This window comes from Spirochaeta thermophila DSM 6192 (assembly GCF_000147075.1).
Taxonomy (GTDB): domain Bacteria; phylum Spirochaetota; class Spirochaetia; order Winmispirales; family Winmispiraceae; genus Winmispira; species Winmispira thermophila_A.
Map to the genome: position 1 here is coordinate 347,082 of NC_014484.1, position 15,554 is coordinate 362,635.

The following is a 15,554-nucleotide window of genomic DNA, read 5'->3' on the forward strand; positions in this document are numbered from 1 at the left end:
TGGTTGCGGATGGGAAAGTATATCGTTCGACGTTTTCTGGGGCTCATCCCCACCCTTTTCATCATCGTCACCTTGAGTTTCTTCATCATCAGGTTTGCTCCGGGCGGGCCGTTCGATGCAGAGAAGGCCCTTCCCAAGCAGATCCTGGAGAACATCGAGAAGAAGTATCACATGGACGAGACGATCCTCATGCAGTACCTCAGGTACATGGGGGACCTGGTGCTGAGGGGGGATCTCGGGCCGTCGTTCAAGTACCAGGATCACGACGTGAATTACTACATCTTCACCAGCCTCCCCAACTCCCTCATCCTGGGAGCCGTCTCTCTCCTTATCGCCGTGGTGCTGGGGATGGGTACAGGGGCCGTCTCCGCACTCTATCGCAACACCTGGGTGGACTACACTTCCATGTCCATCGCCATCATAGGGATCTCCGTGCCCCTCTTCGTCACCGGCCCGGTGCTCATGTACTTCCTCGCCATCAAATGGAAGGTCCTGCCCACGTCGGGATGGATCACGGGTAGGGAAGGTCTCAAGACCCTCATCATGCCTGCCCTCACACTGGCCTTCCCCTACTATGCGAACATCGCGCGGCTCTTCCGCGCGAGCGTCCTCGAGGTGCTCCAGAGCGACTACATCCGCACCGCGAGGGCGAAGGGTCTCTCCACCCCGGTCATCCTCTTCAGGCACGTGTTCAAGGGGGCTTCCATCCCGGTGGTGAGCTACCTTGGACCTGCCTTCGCGGGGATCGTCACCGGTTCGGTGGTGGTGGAGACCATATTCCGGATACCGGGCCTCGGACGGTACTTCGTGCAGTCCGCCTTCAACAGGGACTACACCCTCATCCTGGGGACGGTGATCGTCTATTCGGTGATCCTGGTACTCATGAACTTCGTGGTGGACATCATCTACGGACTTCTCGATCCGCGTATCTCATACAGGGAGTAGACGCATGGCACAGGAGCGAGTATCTACATCGGACACCGCGGCTCAGGCGGAGGAGCACGGGCTTTCGAACATACCGTCAAAGGGTACGAGCCTCACGAAGGACGCCTGGAGGAGGCTCAAGAAACACAGGATGGCGATGGTGGGTCTCGGGATCGTGACCTTCTACGTCCTCATATCGCTGCTCGCCCCCATCCTCCCCATCCACAGGTATGACTTCCAGGTCCCGGTGCATCAGAACCTTCCGCCTTCGCTCAGGCCGGCGGGTGAAGTCTGGTACGACACGGAGTACGAGTACCTCCTGAAGAAGGCGGCCGCCGAGGGGCGTTCCGAACTCACCGAGGAGGAGAAGGCCCATCTCGAGGAGATCCGCTACCGGATCGAACATGACCGCATCGTGGTGGACGGCAAGGAGATCAACCCGCACACGAGGGTGTACGTACTCGGCACGGACTACCTGGGCCGCGACATGCTCGCCCGGATCATCTACGGCGGCCAGATATCGATCGCCATCGGAGTCATCGGTACGTTGACGAGCGTGCTCATCGGGATCCTGGTGGGGGCCATCGCCGGGTATCTCGGGGGGCGGGTGGACTACATCCTCATGAGGATCGTGGACGTGATGTACGGACTCCCCTACATGCTCATCGTGATCATCCTCATGGCGATCTTCGGCAACAACATGTTCAACCTCTTCTTCGCCCTCGCCCTGGTGAGCTGGCTCACCGTGGCCCGGGTGGTGAGGGGCCAGATCATTTCCCTCAAGAATGCGGAGTTCGTCGAAGCCGCGCGGGCCATGGGGGCACCCACGTCCCGGATCATCTTCCGACACCTCGTCCCGAACACCCTGGGCGTGATCATCGTCTTCTCCAGCCTCAGGATCCCCTCGTTCATCATGATGGAGGCCTTTCTCTCCTTCCTCGGGCTCGGCATCTCGGCCCCCTATGCCTCCTGGGGATCCCTCATCCGGGACGGTGTGGAGGGGATGACCCTCTACCCCTGGCGTCTGTTCTTCCCCGCGCTCGCCATGACCCTCTTCCTTTTCGCCATGAATTTCCTGGGGGATGGACTGAGGGACGCCTTTGATCCGAAGAGCAAAAACGCGTTGTGAGGAATGTGGATATGAGCGATACGGTACTACAGGTGGAAGATCTGCGCACGTATTTCAGAACCGACGACGGAGTGGTGAAGGCGGTGGACGGGGTCTCGTTCTCGGTGCGTGCGGGCGAGATCGTGGGGATCGTGGGTGAATCGGGATGCGGCAAGTCGGTGACGAGCCTCTCCGTGATGAGACTCGTCCCCTCTCCTCCGGGGAAGATCGTGGGGGGGAGGATCCTCTTCCAGGGGAAGGATCTCCTCGAGCTTCCGGAGAAGGAGATGCGGGGGATCAGGGGAAAGGATATCTCCATGATTTTCCAGGACCCGATGACCTCCCTCAACCCTTTCCTGCGGATCTCCACGCAGATGATCGAGACGATCCGGCTCCACCAGGGGCTCGAGGCGAAGGCGGCCCGTGAGAAGGCCGTGGAGATGCTCTCTCTCGTGGGTATCCCTTCGCCTCACAAGCGCATCGACGCCTATCCCCACCAGTTCTCGGGGGGGATGCGTCAGCGGGTGATGATCGCCATGGCCCTCTCGTGCAACCCGAAGATCCTCATCGCGGACGAGCCTACCACGGCTCTCGACGTGACCATACAGGCACAGATCCTCGACCTCATGAAGGATCTCGCCCACAGGTTCGGCACCTCGGTGATCCTCATCACCCACGACCTGGGGGTGGTGGCCGGTATGTGCAACAGGGTGCACGTCATGTACGCAGGACGCATCGTGGAGGAGGCGCCCGTGGACAGGCTCTTCGCCTCTGCCGCCCACCCGTACACGTCGGCCCTCATCAACTCGGTGCCCCGTCTCGACAAACCCCGGGGGAGGCGTCTCTTCTCGATCCCCGGACAGCCGCCCAACCTCATCGATCTGCCGGAGTGTTGTCCGTTCTACCCCAGGTGCCCGAAGGCCATGGACGTCTGCAAGAGGGCATATCCTCCGGAGACGGTGTTGGAAGACGGCCACACGGTGAAGTGCTGGCTCTATGCCGAAGAAGGGAGTCGATGATGGATCGAAGCGAATCTCTCCTCACGGTCGAAAACCTGAAGGTCCACTTCCCCCTCCAGGAGGGGATCATCGTGAAGAAGACCGTGGGTTACATACGCGCCGTGGACGGCGTCTCCTTCTCGCTCGGTTCCGGTGAAACGCTGGGGCTGGTGGGAGAGTCCGGCTGCGGGAAATCGACCACCATCAGGGCCATCAATCAACTCTACCGGCCCACGGCGGGGAAGGTGATCTTCGAGGGGAAGGACCTCACGTCCCTCTCCCTCAAGGATCTCCTCGCGGTGCGCAAGGACATCCAGATGATCTTCCAGGACCCCTATGCCTCCCTCAATCCCCGGATGGTGGTGAGGGATATCATCGCCGAGCCGCTCGAGATCTATGTGCAGCGGGGCCTCCTCTCGATGTCGAAGAAGGAGATCGACGAGCGCGTGGAGGGCCTCATGGACCGGGTGGGCCTGTCCCCGCTCTACAAGAACCGCTATCCGCACGAGTTCTCGGGAGGGCAGCGCCAGCGGATCGGGATCGCCCGCGCCCTGGCCCTCAATCCCCGTCTGATCCTCGCCGACGAGCCGGTGAGCGCCCTGGACGTCTCCATCCAGTCGCAGATCCTCAACCTGCTCAAGGACCTTCAGGAGGAGTACGGGCTTTCCTATCTGTTCATCGCCCACGACCTCGCGGTGATCGAGTATGTGAGCCACAGGGTGGCCGTCATGTACCTGGGGAAGATCATGGAGGTGGCCCGGAGCGAGGAGCTCTACAGGAACCCCCTCCACCCCTACACCCAGGCCCTCCTCTCCGCCATACCCATCCCCGATCCGCAGGTGGAGGCGAAGCGGAAGCGCATCATCCTCTCGGGCGACGTGCCCTCGCCCGACGTGGAGCGAAAGGGGTGCTACTTCTACGACAGGTGTCCCCGGAGGATGGATGTGTGTCGCGAGCGGATCCCCCGCCTGGTAGACCGCGAGGAGGGGCACCAGGTGGCGTGTTTCCTCTACGGAGACGAGGCCGAGGAGGAGCCGGCGCCCGGAAGGCCGCAGAGCCTCGCGAGATCCTCCGCCCACTGAAACAGGAGGCCGTGGTCGCGTGAGGAGCGGACATCGAGGATGTGACGCTCCCCCCCGGATCGGGTGAGGACCAGTCGTCCGTAGCGGCGTGGCGGGATACGGTGTCGGTCGGAGAGGGAGGAGGGGTAGGGTGAGAGTTCCACCTCTATGGATTCGATCTCCGAGAAGCGGAAGGCGAGACGCCTCCAGAGGAGCGGCCCCCATCCGTGGAGATGGTGTACGGTTCCCGTGTGGCCGTTGAACCGCCACGTCTCCCTGTAGCCGAGGGTGAAGAGGAGCAGGAGGCCGAGCGGGCCCGAGATCCATGTGGGTGGGGGGAAGAGGAGCAGCATGGCTCCCAGGACCGCGAGGGCCGCTCCGGCGCTCATCCTGAGCCAGAGGGGGACGGAGAGGGTCCGCGTGGAGGCGTCGGGGCGCCTATAGACGAGCGAGACGTCCATCCAATTCCTCCAGGATCCGGGGGAGTTCTCTGAGCGAGCGTATCGTAGGGAAGGGATAGGGGCCTTCCTGTCCATCCCGCAGGAGGAGCACGCCGTAGCCGCCCAGGCCGGCGAGGGCCCGTACATTCTCCTCCCTGTCGTCCACGAGGAGAGATGCCGAGGCCGGGATGCCGAGCGAAGAGAGGACGTGCTGGTAGGCGGAGGCGTGGGGCTTTCCCCGGTAGCCGCAGGCCCGGACGTCGAAGATCCGGGTGAAGAGACCGGGGGAGACATCGATGGCGGAGAGGACCCTGAGTGCGTGCTCGAGGGGGGCGTTGGTGAAGATGGAGAAGGGTGCCTCGAGGCCGGCGAGCCAGGTTTCGTCGACCTCCGGTCTCAGGATGAAAGGCCGGATGTCCTCCGGGTGGACGTACTCCAGGAAGGCGTCGAGCAAGGGGGCCGGGAGTCCGCATCCTTCGGAGAGCCAGGTGAGGGTGGAGCCGTACCGGGAGGCGTAGTACCTACGCATCCTGAGGGCCTGATCCTCCGGTACCTCCAGGAGACGTGCGACGAACTCGGTCATCCGTGCGTCGACCACACTCGAGAGGTGTTCGGAGCCTTCATAGAGGGTGTCGTCGAGGTCGAGGAGTATGTGCCGTATCATCCCCTTCAATATACTGAAAACCCCCCGCTCCTCCTAGGCCTTTCCATAACCGAAAAGGGCTGTCCGTGAGGACAGCCCTCGGTATGCAGGAGAGATGCCGTTCAGATGTCGTAGTAGAGGGCGAACTCCCAGGGATGGGGCCTCGTCTCCACCGCGAGCACCTCGTTCTGCATCTTGTAGGAGATCCATGTCTCGATCACGTCCTCGGTGAACACGTCTCCCTTGAGCAGGAAGTCGTGGTCCTCCTCGAGGGCCTTGAGGGCCTCACGAAGCGAGCCCGGCGTCTGCGGAACCTGGGCGGCCTCTTCGGGCGGCAGGTCGTAGATGTTCTTGTCCAGCGGCTGGCCCGGATCGATCTTGTTCTGGATGCCGTCGATGGCGGCCATGAGGATGGCCGAGAAGGCGAGGTAGGGGTTACAGGAGGGGTCGGGACAGCGGAACTCGATGCGCTTCGCCTTGGGACTGTCGGAGTACATGGGGATGCGGACCGCCGCGCTCCGGTTCCTGCTGGAGTAGGCGAGGTTCACGGGCGCCTCGAACCCCGGCACGAGCCGCTTGTAGCTGTTGGTCGTGGGGTTGGTGAAGGCGAGGATCGCGGGGGCGTGCTTGAGGATACCCCCGATCGCATAGAGGGCGGTCTCGGAGAGTCCGGCATACCCGTTACCGGCGAAGAGGTTCTTGTCGTCCTTCCAGATGGAGACGTGCACGTGCATCCCCGACCCGTTGTCGCCGAAGAGGGGCTTGGGCATGAAGGTCACGGTCTTGTTGTACTTCCGTGCCGTGTTCTTGATCGCGTACTTGTACTTGAGGAGCTTGTCGGCCATGGTGACGAGCGAGTCGAAGCGCATGTCGATCTCGCACTGCCCTCCGGTGGCCACCTCGTGGTGCTGAGCCTCGATGGGCACCCCGATGCTCTCGAGGATGAGCGTCATCTCGCTCCTCAGATCCTGGAGCGAATCGGTGGGCGGCACGGGGAAATACCCTTCTTTGTAGCGAGGCTTGTACCCCAGATTCGGGTTCTCCTCGCGGCCCGAGTTCCATCGCCCCTCCATGGAGTCGATGTAATAGTAACCTGCGTTCACGGTCTGATCGAACCTGATGTCGTCGAACACGAAGAACTCGGCCTCGGGGCCGAAGTAGGCCGTGGTGCCGATCCCCGAGGACTTGAGGTAGGCCTCGGCCTTGCGGGCGATGTTGCGGGGGTCCTTGGTGTAGGCCTCGTGGGTCACGGGATCGTGGATGTTACAGATGAGCACCAGGGTCTTGTGCTGGGTGAACGGATCGAGGAAGGCGCTCTCGAGCACGGGGATCACGAGCATGTCCGACTCGTTGATGGCCTGCCATCCCCGGATGCTCGACCCGTCGAACCCGAGCCCCTCCTCGAAGGTCTTTTCGGAGAGCTCGCGGGCAGGGATGGAGAAGTGCTGCCAGAGGCCGGGGAAATCCATGAAACGGAAGTCCACGATCTCGACCTTCTCCCTCTCCACGAAGGCCATGAGCTCTTTTGGTGTCTTGGCTGGAATCATTCGTATTCCTCCCTACAAAGTATTGTCTGTATAGAAGTGCCCCGACGTAATTATTGTCAAGCAATATCCGTACCAACTCGTCAGGAACTTCTATATCATGACCATACCACAGTATGATGGACGATGCGAGGGGAGAGGAGGGGGATGTGTTCTACGAAAATGTAGGATCTTGATAGATTTTCCTACTTTTTCGTGACTTTGTACTTCCTCACGAATCCGCAGGGATGGTAGCTCATCTTCGCCTGCCTGAGTCCCGGTAGGCCGAGGTCCTGTTCCCTGTTGATGTACCTGTAGTGTTTCGGGAGGGTGGCCGCAAAGGCGTGATTGATGAACTGGTAGATCCCCTTGTAGCCGGAGAGGGCCTTCTCGAAGTGTACGGCGAACATCCTCCCCCGTGCCACGGGTTCGCCCAGGGTGTAGGCCGCAGGACGGCCGTCCACATAGTAGAGGTACCCCCTGAGACGGAGGGTGCGGCAGAGGATGAGTGCCTCCCTGGCCGCCTCGTAGTCTCCTTCCTCACCCTTCTCCTCCTTCCATGCCTCGAGCACCGCAAGGGCGTCTTCGATTCTCGCCTTGGTGATGGGAACCTCCTCGTAGGTGTAGTTGTTGATGAAGGCCTTGATCATGTTCCGCTTCTTGTGATACTTGCGGCCCGAGAGGTCGGCGAGATCCTCCCTCCGGTAGAGGTAGTCGAAGTTGTCTCTGTCCTCCTCCACCACGTATCCCTTCTCCTCGAGTCGGGTCCGGAACTCCCGACAGTGGGACTCCGAGAGGTTCTTGAGGAAGTCGTGGGTCCGGAAGAGGTCCTCGAGCACGTCCCATTCCGGAAGCCCGCAGGGGAGCATGAAGAAGCGTTTCCCCTCCTTGTGCCCCGAGATGGCGAAGGTTCCTCCGGGGAGCATGGTGATGCGGTAGGAATAGGTGTGACGGAAGAGGTACAGGTCGGCGAAGGTGAACTCCGAGATCCCCTCGGGGATCATCACGAGCCGGGGATGGAGGAGGGGCCGCATGGAGAGATCGAGGGGGCCCCACTCGGGATACGAGGGGACTTCCGTCTGGATGTCGCTGGTGAGGGAACCGGTATATTCAGCCATATCTATACAATATGAAAAACCCGCCTTCCCGTAAAGGGAATACTTTACTCGGTGGAGGGCCCTGCGGTATGGTGGCCTCATGAACGGGAACAGGTTTCACAAGGATATCGAGGATATCGAGATAGACTCCCAGCGGTTGCTCGAACGCTTCCTCACGTATGTGAGGGTGGGGACCTCGTCCGACAGGAAGAGTGCTTCCTCGCCGAGCACCCCCTCCCAGTGGGACCTCCTTCGGCTCCTCGAGAGGGAGTGCGAGGGGCTGGGCCTGGAGATCTCGTTGAGCGATCGGGGATGTCTCTACGCCGAGCTTCCCCCCACACCGGGGTGTGAGGACAGCACGCCCCTCTGTTTCTTCACCCATGTGGACACCTCTGAGGATGCCCCGGGAGAGGGCGTGACTCCTGTCGTGCATCGTGGGTACCGGGGGGGCGATCTCCGGCTCCCCCACGGTCGTATCACCCTCGAGGAGGCGCCCGAGCTCGCCCGTTATGCAGGCGCGCCGATCGTCACCTCGGACGGGACGACCCTCCTCGGTGCGGACGACAAGGCGGGGATCGCCGAGGTGATGAGCGCCGTGGAGACCCTGGTGCGCCATCCTGAGGTGGCGCACGGCCCGGTCATGCTCGTCTTCACCACCGACGAGGAGGTGGGGAGGGGGACCGAGGGGCTCGACTTCGATCGGATCGTAGGGAGGGTCTGTTACACCGTGGACGGAGGAGAGGAGGGCTCGTTGGAGACCGAGTGTTTTCACGCCTGGAAGGTGGTGGCGGAATGCACGGGTCGTCCGGTGCATCCGGGGACCGCACGGGGGAAGCTCGTCAATGCAGTGAGCATGGCGTCCCTCCTCGTCTCCCTCCTCCCACGTAACGAGAGTCCCGAGGCGACCGACGGTGAGTACGGTTTCTACTATCCGTTGGGAATCGAGGGTGAGGTGCACCGGGCCAGGGTGGAGATCCTCCTCAGGGACTTCGAGAGCGGGGAGATGGACCGGAGGAAGGAGGCCCTACGGGCCCTCGCCCGTGCGGTGGAGGCGGCCTTTCCGGGTGGCGGGGTGTCCCTCTCCTTCGAGGAACAGTACCGGAACATGGGCGAGGTAGAAGGAGGGGATCCCCGCATCGTGGACTATGCCCGGAGGGCGGTGGAGGACGTGTGCGGTGAGGTGAAGGTGCGCAGGATCAGGGGGGGGACCGACGGGGCGAGGATCGCCGAACGGCTCGGGCAGCCGGTACCCAACCTCTTCACCGGGGCGATGCTCATGCATTCCACCCATGAGTGGGTGGCGCTTCCGGTCATGGAACGTGCGGCGGCGGTGGTCCTGAGACTCATTTCCCTTTGGACAGATTCCGAAAATAGTGGTACACTATAGTATAGAGGGAACATGAAAGGGCGGGCCCGCGGATACAGTGCCTTTCTCGTGGCAGGACTCCTCCTCCTCGTCGGAGCGGGGGGAGGGTGTTCGTACGGCTTCCTCCAGGAGAGCAAGGTGGAGATCTCGGGGGTCAGCGACGGAGAGGTGGTCTCGCATCAGGGGGTATCCGTGCTGGTGCTGGTGGAATCCGCCGAGGAGGAGACCTCCCCGCCGGAGAGGGAGCTCTCCATCGAACTCCTCCGGATCGATGGGGAGATCCTCCTCTCTTCAACGCAGGTCCTTCCCGAGAACGATGAACATCAGTGGGCATTGGATGTCGCATTTCCCGACGATATGGAAGAAGGATGGTACCGCCTCAGGTTCGTCTACCTCGAGAACGGAGTGAGAGGGGAGGAGGTCGAACGGTGGATCTTCTATGCCTCCTCGCCCGAGGAGTACGGGATCCTGAGGATAGAGGCCCACCCTCCCATCGCGAGACCGAAGGCCGAGGTGCTCGTGGAAGGCAGAGTCCGGCTTCCCGAGGATGCCGACGCATGGATACGGTGGAAGGCCGGGGAGAAGGTCGTCCAGGAGGGGTGGTACTCCGAGGGGGCTCAGGTCCTCAGATGGCAGGTTCCCGAGGAAGAGGGAGCCTATACGCTCACCATGGAACTCTTCCCCCTCTGGAGCGAAGAAGCGTACCCCGAGTTCTCCTCTTCGCTCAGCTCACGCGGTTCCATCGTGGTGGGTGAGGTGGGCGAGGCCCTTCCCGGGGAACTGGGGCCCAATGCCGACTATCTCTTCCTCTATCACTTCAGGGGTGATTTCGTGAACGACGGCTCCGCGGGAGACGAGCCGGATGGGACCGCTCTCCAGGTGGAAGGGAAGCCCCTGCTCTCGTACGAGGATGGGACCCTCGGCTATCTCATAGGGGGGGACTCCCGACTGGTCTTCCCGATTTCCTCCTCTCTCCAGTCGTCCGCATGGAAGTTCGAGATGAGGGGGCTCGTGAAGGCTGCTCCCGAAGGAGAGGAGCGCGCGCCCTTCGTCCTGGTGGAGGGGAGTGGGGCGCGTCTCGAGGTATGGGGCGGAGGGGGGACGCTGGTCCTGCGACAGAGGGACCCATCCGGGACGAATGACCTCGCGACGCTCACGATGGCGGGCTCGTCCCTCGTCCTCGACTTCGCCTATTCCACGGGGGACTATGTGGTGAGCCTGGAGGGTACGGAGGAGGTGAAGGCTCGAGTTCCGGGGTTCCGGCCGCGCCGGGTGGTACTTCAGGATGGGGGGACCCGGTTCCTCGTCGACGAGCTGGGGCTCCGCATGGAAAACAGTTCTCACAGTTCTACGGAAACTCCCTGATATTGTGCCGAGAGTGTACTATACTTTCTGTCAAGGAGGGATCGCTCCATGATCGACCGAAGGCCGAAGTTCTCTCTATGTGTCGTACTCCTCCTCGCGGGGATCATCTCTCTCTCCGCCCAGGAACTCTCCACCAGGCAGGAGGTGGCGGTCTTCAAGGTGTACAACGCCGCGGGCAACGTGCCCGAGGAGGTGATCGCCTCCCTCTCCGAGATGGTGCGGGCCACGGTGGTGAAGATGGGAAGGTTCGATGTGATAGGCTACTCCCAGAGCATCTCGTCCGGGGACCTCGATTCGTTCATCGCCCGGCTCAAGGAGTACAAGGAGGCCGCGGCCGAGATACCGGAGGAGGTGCTCATGGGCCACGAGGCCTTCACCGAGGCGGATTTCAGGCGGCTCCTGGGATCCTTCATGGTGATCGTACCTCAGCTCTCGCTTTTCGAGCTTGAGAGGACGCGGGCCGGTTACAAGAGCTATCTCCGGCTCGATGTCACGGTGTACAACGTGGCGGATGACAGCGTGGAGTCACAGTTCTCCATCGAGGCGGATGGGGCGTCGAAGACCAGGACCGAGGCCCTCACCGAGGCCCTCGACATGGTCCCCACGTTTCTCGAGTACGAGCTCAGGAAGGCCTTCGTGGTGCGTACTACGGTGCTCGAGGTGGAGGGAGGGGAGATCTACCTCGAATTCGGAAGGAACATGGGCCTTCAGGTGGGGGATGAGTTCGTGCTCCTCCTCGCCGACATCTCTCCCCTGGGAAGGGAGCGGGTGCGGGAGTCGGGGCTCCTCCTCGTCAAGGAGGTGCAGGAGGACTACAGCGTGGCCATCCCCCTCTATGCCGCACGACGGCCCACGGTGGGCGATCAGCTCCAGGAGGTTCCCCGGGTGGGGGTGGAGGTGCTCCCGTACCTCAACTATGTGGTATCCCCCCAGTCCGCGGAACGCGACGAGAACGTTGCCTCCTTCGGCGTCAGGGCCACGGTCTCGCGAGGGTTTTTCGATTTCAGGCCCACGGTGGGATTCGAGTTCCCCTTCAGGATGTGGGCCCTCGTGGCGATGATCTTCGATTACATCCCGATCCAGACGTACGTGGGTGCGGAGATCACCAACTGGTACCTCGGCCGTCTCCAGATCGCCCCCACCCTGGTGGTGGGAGCCGGAGGGCTCTTCCCTCTCGAGGAGGAGGAGCGTGACGAGGGATTCCTCGTGATGACCCATTTCGGCGGGAAGGCCTTTCTCTCGCTCAGCTACCTCGTCTCGAGGGACGTGAAGCTCACGGTTGAGCCGGGTTTCTCGTTGTGGTTCGGTCTCGCCGACGAGGCGCTGGGTGATCTCATCGATGTGGCACGGACGTACTACGGGCCGTCGTTCTCGCTCGCGGTGACGTTCAAACAGTGAGGAATCTTTGCAAGGAGGAGTGAGTATGAGAAAGGTGTCGACCATAGGTGGGGTCGCCTTCCTGTTGGTCTTCGGGATCGTCCTGACCGCGGGGTGTGCCTCGCAGCGCGCCTCGGGTGGTGCTCCTGCCCAGGTCCCCCGCGACGTGGTGGAGGCCCACGGAGAGGGGGCGACCCTCGGGGAGGCGCTCTCTGCCGCGAAGGTGGATGCGATCAGACGAGGGGTGATCGTCCTTCTCGGACCGGAGGTGGAGCAGGCGCACAGGGCGAGGCTCGAAGAGGTGCTCTATCGCACGAGCAACCCGAACGCCTTCCTCCACATGGAGACGCTCGAGAACCTCAGGAAGGAGAACGTGGGGAGTATCGACGAGCCTCGATACGTGTACGATCTGAGGGTGCGGGTGAAGCTCGACGCCATCCAGAAAGTGCTCGATGCGAACGGGATACCGGGTGGGTCCGGAGCCCCGGCGGCCGAAGCCCCTCGACCTTCCACGGGAGAGGTGCAGGGGACTGCATCCGGAGGGGCCGGTTTGACGCCTGAGGAACAACGTTTCCTCGAACAGTACCTCGAGCGGCTCACCTACATGGTATACTTCTCCGAGGACTCGAAGGAGGACCCGTTCCTCATGAAGTCGGCAGTCTCCATGGCGAACAGCTACCTGGCCTCGCAGGGCTTCTCGCTCATCGACATCGATCAGATCGAGCGGCTCAAGGAGGAGCAGCGCATGGTCTACGAGGAGGAGACCGGCGAGGCGGTGTCCATCATCCAGTGGATCGCCCAGCGGCTGAATGCAGATGTCTACCTCGAGATCGACGCGGTCACCGAGGGGGAGACGAAGGGCGAGAACCACTACGGGAGCGCCAAGGTCACCGTCAAGATCTTCGACCCGTCGACGGGTGCGCTCCTTGGTTCGGTTCCCTACAGCAGCCCCCGGACGTTCAGCCGGGTCTCGCAGTTCGACGCCGTCTCCAACGCCCTGCAGTCCACGATCTACAAGGCCATGCCCGTGGCGGTGGGGCAGGCGAAGCAGCTCCTCGCCAGGGCCTACAGCCGGGGGATCCGTTACGACCTGGTGCTCGAGGGTACGCCCGACGCGAGGGTGGTGGCGGCCTTCAGGTCGGCCTTGCGGAAAGAGGAACGGGTGAAGGACATCCAGACCGTGTATCAGACCAGAGAAGAGACGAAGTTTGCGGTATATTTTCTAGGGAGAACGGAGGAGCTCGAGGAGCTCGTCTACGAAGTGGCGGATACCGTTGCGGGCCTCGAGTACCTCGAGCCCGTGTTGATACGAGGAAAGTCGTTGACTTTCAACACCGGACTGGAATGAGTCCGGAATGATACTTCCACATGTAAGGGGGAACGTATGAGACGAGGAGTAATGGTCATGCTCGCGGTCCTCGCCCTGGTCGTACTGGCAGTCGCCGGGTGTAAGGGAGCGCCGGAGGAGAAGCCGCAGGAGCCCAAGCCCCAGGTCGAGGTGAAGCCCGTGGCGAAGAAGCCCGACATCATCGATCACAAGAACTACAAGTGGGGGAAGGACGTCCCCGATTGGGTCCTCATGGATGTCGCGGAGCTGGAACAGCTTCCCGAGTACAAGGACCTCTACCTGTTCAAGTTCGAGTCCCCCAGGGCCAAGGATCTCGAGGGGGCCCGCCTCTACGTGGAGAACATGCAGGCGGCCACGGAGATCGCGCGGCAGGTGAGCCTGAGGGTGCAGCAGAAGTTCGCGGGTGCGGCGGCCGGCGATCTCGACAGGCTCGAGACCTACATGGAGACCGTGGTGAAGACCCTCGCCCAGGCCACCATCGTGGGATTCAAGAAGCTCGACGACTACTGGGTGCTCATGAGGTACTACAGGGAGGACGGGTCCGTGGAAGAGGACGCCTATACGTACGTGGCCCTCTACGGTGTGGAACGGCGCACCCTGGATGAGCTGGTGCGGAGGGCCCTCGAGAACGCGGACGAGCAGGTGAAGCCCAGAAGCGAGGAAGAGAAGACCGCGAGGGACAGGGTGAAGGAGGCCTTCGAGGAAGGCTTCTGATACGAAAAGATCGACGCCCCACCCCGAAAGGGTGGGGCCTCTTTTCTGGTGTGTTGCATATGCGACGATCTGTCGAAGATGAGAAAGAGGAGCGTACCATGAGACACGTGAGCGGTTGGTTCTATGCGGCACTCGCCGTACTCTTTTTCTCCGCGTGCACCTCTCCTGGATCTGCCAGGAAAGAGGCCCCTCCGGATTGGGTCCTCTCTCCGCCCCAAGGTGACGACCGCTACGAGTACTTCGTGGGGTACGCGGTCGATCCTTCGAGCAGGGTGAAGGCCGAGGATGCGGCCACGCAGGCCCTCATCTCCGAGATCATGCGTTTCATGGGGGTCCGTATCACCGCCGAGACCACGGGCGAAGCACAGGCCTCCCTGGAAGAGTTCTCAGTGGCCCTTGGCAGGACCGTGAAGGAGGAGGGGAGCGCCCGGGTCTCGGGGTTCAAGGTGGTGGACAGATACTGGTACGAGGACGAGAACGGTATCACGGTCTACATCCTTGCCAGGTACGAACGCGATGCCCTTCTCGAGGAGAAGGCACGGCTCGAAGCTCTCTTCAAGGAGGCGGAGGAGGCCATTTCCGGACCCGAACGGCGGGGTGAACGCCTTCTCATGGAGGGACGATACGCCGAGGCTGCGGTTGCCTTCCTCGATGCGGCGCGGGCTGCGGCCTCGAGTTCCCTCGAGAACCGCGAGGTGCGGTTCCAGCGGAACCTGGACAAGGCCGTGCGGGCCTTGCAACCGCTCGAGATAGAGGTGCTGCGGGACAATCTCACCACATATGTGGGTGAAGCGTTCCCTGCTGAGTTCCAGGGGAGGGTGGTGCGAGAGGGAGAGGGGGTCGTGGGTGCCACCCTGCTCGTCTCCTATCGCGAGACTACGTCCGCAGGGAGGATGCGGGTCCGTACCGTCCCCGTGGTCACGGGGGATGGCGGTGGATTTTCGTTCTCGCTCCCCGTGATGCAGGTGCCGGGGAGCGGGGAGATCACGGTGCGGCTCGATCTCTCGTCGGCACTCGAGCTCCTGGAAGACCTCCCCGGAACCTTCCGGGAGGCCGCGGATGCGGTGAAGAAGGTGGTGCTCTCCAAGCAGGCGGTGTTCCACTACAGGGTGGAATCGCGCAGCAAGACGGTGCCCACGGGGGTGCTCATCCTCGACCTCGATTCCTCCGGAGGACTCCTCAAGGAGCGCGGCACCGAGAGAGGGCTCATGAGGCTCCTCTCGCAGGAGGGTTTCTCCCTCAAGGGTATCCCCGAGGGCGTGGAGACGCTCTCGAAACAGGGGGATGAGGCCTTCGTTTCGTGGGCCCGCGCGCGCAGGGACATCGCGAGGGTGATCGTGGGGAATGCGAGGATCGACGAGTTCTCCGAGGATGGCGACGGGGTGATGGTCCGGGTGAGTGGATATGTGAAGGTCGTGGATCTCGTGACCGGTCGGGTGATCGCCACCGCCGAGGCCTTCAAGCGGGCTCGGGGGAGATCGGTCGAGGCCGCCCTCGCCGCGGCCTTCGCGAGCCTGGGGGAGGTTCTGGGCGAGAAGGTCCTCGCCTCGCTCCCGTAGATTCCCTCCGATGACACACCCCCGGTTTTTT

General features: G+C 62.4%; 14 protein-coding genes. 10 read left to right on the forward strand and 4 right to left on the reverse strand.

Annotated features, from left to right (window positions below; translation table 11 throughout):
- The first annotated feature begins 9 nt into the window (after positions 1 to 9).
- The 4 genes from STHERM_RS01390 to STHERM_RS01405 are packed head-to-tail and all read left to right on the forward strand — an operon-like array spanning position 10 to position 4,112.
- On the forward strand, positions 10 to 945 hold the full coding sequence (locus STHERM_RS01390; RefSeq protein WP_013313091.1) for an ABC transporter permease: 936 nt from the start codon (positions 10 to 12) through the stop codon (positions 943 to 945).
- 4 nt (positions 946 to 949) lie between these two features.
- A complete protein-coding gene (locus STHERM_RS01395; protein WP_013313092.1) occupies positions 950 to 2,053 on the forward strand; it encodes an ABC transporter permease in 1,104 nt (367 codons plus the stop codon).
- 11 nt (positions 2,054 to 2,064) lie between these two features.
- On the forward strand, positions 2,065 to 3,051 hold the full coding sequence (locus STHERM_RS01400) for an ABC transporter ATP-binding protein (RefSeq protein ID WP_013313093.1): 987 nt from the start codon (positions 2,065 to 2,067) through the stop codon (positions 3,049 to 3,051).
- On the forward strand, positions 3,048 to 4,112 hold the full coding sequence (locus STHERM_RS01405) for an ABC transporter ATP-binding protein (protein WP_041623134.1): 1,065 nt from the start codon (positions 3,048 to 3,050) through the stop codon (positions 4,110 to 4,112). The genes STHERM_RS01400 and STHERM_RS01405 overlap by 4 nt, the downstream gene beginning before the upstream one ends.
- Here STHERM_RS01405 and STHERM_RS01410 read toward each other — a convergent pair.
- From STHERM_RS01410 to STHERM_RS01425, 4 genes are all read right to left on the reverse strand, one after another.
- The gene (locus STHERM_RS01410; RefSeq protein WP_013313095.1) at positions 4,040 to 4,552 is read right to left on the reverse strand and encodes a hypothetical protein; all 513 of its coding nucleotides are present in this window, start codon (positions 4,550 to 4,552) and stop codon (positions 4,040 to 4,042) included. The two genes, STHERM_RS01405 and STHERM_RS01410, sit on opposite strands and share 73 nt — an antisense overlap.
- Positions 4,530 to 5,195 carry an HAD-IA family hydrolase gene (locus tag STHERM_RS01415; RefSeq protein WP_041623136.1) on the reverse strand — a complete coding sequence of 222 codons (666 nt, stop codon included), beginning with the start codon at positions 5,193 to 5,195 and terminating at the stop codon, positions 4,530 to 4,532. The genes STHERM_RS01410 and STHERM_RS01415 overlap by 23 nt, the downstream gene beginning before the upstream one ends.
- Positions 5,196 to 5,296: 101 nt before the next feature.
- Entirely contained in the window at positions 5,297 to 6,721 is a 1,425-nt protein-coding gene (gene glnA, locus STHERM_RS01420; protein WP_013313097.1) for a type I glutamate--ammonia ligase, read from the reverse strand.
- A 182-nt stretch (positions 6,722 to 6,903) separates the two neighbouring features.
- Positions 6,904 to 7,815, reverse strand: coding sequence for a DUF2156 domain-containing protein (locus STHERM_RS01425; protein ID WP_148223844.1), 912 nt, complete (start codon positions 7,813 to 7,815; stop codon positions 6,904 to 6,906).
- Positions 7,816 to 7,894: 79 nt separating this feature from the next.
- On the opposite strand from STHERM_RS01425, the gene pepT reads away from it, so the two are divergent.
- The 6 genes from pepT to STHERM_RS01455 all read left to right on the forward strand — a co-directional run bounded on the left by pepT (position 7,895) and on the right by STHERM_RS01455 (position 15,523).
- Positions 7,895 to 9,181 carry a peptidase T gene (gene pepT, locus STHERM_RS01430; RefSeq protein ID WP_013313098.1) on the forward strand — a complete coding sequence of 429 codons (1,287 nt, stop codon included), beginning with the start codon at positions 7,895 to 7,897 and terminating at the stop codon, positions 9,179 to 9,181.
- A 12-nt stretch (positions 9,182 to 9,193) separates the two neighbouring features.
- Positions 9,194 to 10,525, forward strand: a complete 1,332-nt coding sequence (locus STHERM_RS01435; RefSeq protein ID WP_013313100.1) for a hypothetical protein — start codon at positions 9,194 to 9,196, stop codon at positions 10,523 to 10,525.
- A 48-nt stretch (positions 10,526 to 10,573) separates the two neighbouring features.
- A complete protein-coding gene (locus STHERM_RS01440; protein ID WP_013313101.1) occupies positions 10,574 to 11,923 on the forward strand; it encodes a hypothetical protein in 1,350 nt (449 codons plus the stop codon).
- 25 nt (positions 11,924 to 11,948) lie between these two features.
- A complete protein-coding gene (locus STHERM_RS01445; protein ID WP_013313102.1) occupies positions 11,949 to 13,250 on the forward strand; it encodes a DUF6175 family protein in 1,302 nt (433 codons plus the stop codon).
- 36 nt (positions 13,251 to 13,286) lie between these two features.
- Positions 13,287 to 13,964 carry a hypothetical protein gene (locus STHERM_RS01450; RefSeq protein ID WP_013313103.1) on the forward strand — a complete coding sequence of 226 codons (678 nt, stop codon included), beginning with the start codon at positions 13,287 to 13,289 and terminating at the stop codon, positions 13,962 to 13,964.
- A 98-nt stretch (positions 13,965 to 14,062) separates the two neighbouring features.
- On the forward strand, positions 14,063 to 15,523 hold the full coding sequence (locus tag STHERM_RS01455) for a hypothetical protein (RefSeq protein ID WP_013313104.1): 1,461 nt from the start codon (positions 14,063 to 14,065) through the stop codon (positions 15,521 to 15,523).
- Positions 15,524 to 15,554: the final 31 nt, after the last annotated feature.

Bases quoted from the DNA above. Each gene is read 5' to 3' on its own strand.
- STHERM_RS01390 (WP_013313091.1), top strand. From the start codon at position 10: ATGGGAAAGTATATCGTTCGACGTTTTCTGGGGCTCATCCCCACCCTT.
- STHERM_RS01395 (WP_013313092.1), top strand. From the start codon at position 950: ATGGCACAGGAGCGAGTATCTACATCGGACACCGCGGCTCAGGCGGAG.
- STHERM_RS01400 (WP_013313093.1), top strand. From the start codon at position 2,065: ATGAGCGATACGGTACTACAGGTGGAAGATCTGCGCACGTATTTCAGA.
- STHERM_RS01405 (WP_041623134.1), top strand. From the start codon at position 3,048: ATGATGGATCGAAGCGAATCTCTCCTCACGGTCGAAAACCTGAAGGTC.
- STHERM_RS01410 (WP_013313095.1), bottom strand. From the start codon at position 4,552: ATGGACGTCTCGCTCGTCTATAGGCGCCCCGACGCCTCCACGCGGACC.
- STHERM_RS01415 (WP_041623136.1), bottom strand. From the start codon at position 5,195: ATGATACGGCACATACTCCTCGACCTCGACGACACCCTCTATGAAGGC.
- glnA (WP_013313097.1), bottom strand. From the start codon at position 6,721: ATGATTCCAGCCAAGACACCAAAAGAGCTCATGGCCTTCGTGGAGAGG.
- STHERM_RS01425 (WP_148223844.1), bottom strand. From the start codon at position 7,815: ATGGCTGAATATACCGGTTCCCTCACCAGCGACATCCAGACGGAAGTC.
- pepT (WP_013313098.1), top strand. From the start codon at position 7,895: ATGAACGGGAACAGGTTTCACAAGGATATCGAGGATATCGAGATAGAC.
- STHERM_RS01435 (WP_013313100.1), top strand. From the start codon at position 9,194: ATGAAAGGGCGGGCCCGCGGATACAGTGCCTTTCTCGTGGCAGGACTC.
- STHERM_RS01440 (WP_013313101.1), top strand. From the start codon at position 10,574: ATGATCGACCGAAGGCCGAAGTTCTCTCTATGTGTCGTACTCCTCCTC.
- STHERM_RS01445 (WP_013313102.1), top strand. From the start codon at position 11,949: ATGAGAAAGGTGTCGACCATAGGTGGGGTCGCCTTCCTGTTGGTCTTC.
- STHERM_RS01450 (WP_013313103.1), top strand. From the start codon at position 13,287: ATGAGACGAGGAGTAATGGTCATGCTCGCGGTCCTCGCCCTGGTCGTA.
- STHERM_RS01455 (WP_013313104.1), top strand. From the start codon at position 14,063: ATGAGACACGTGAGCGGTTGGTTCTATGCGGCACTCGCCGTACTCTTT.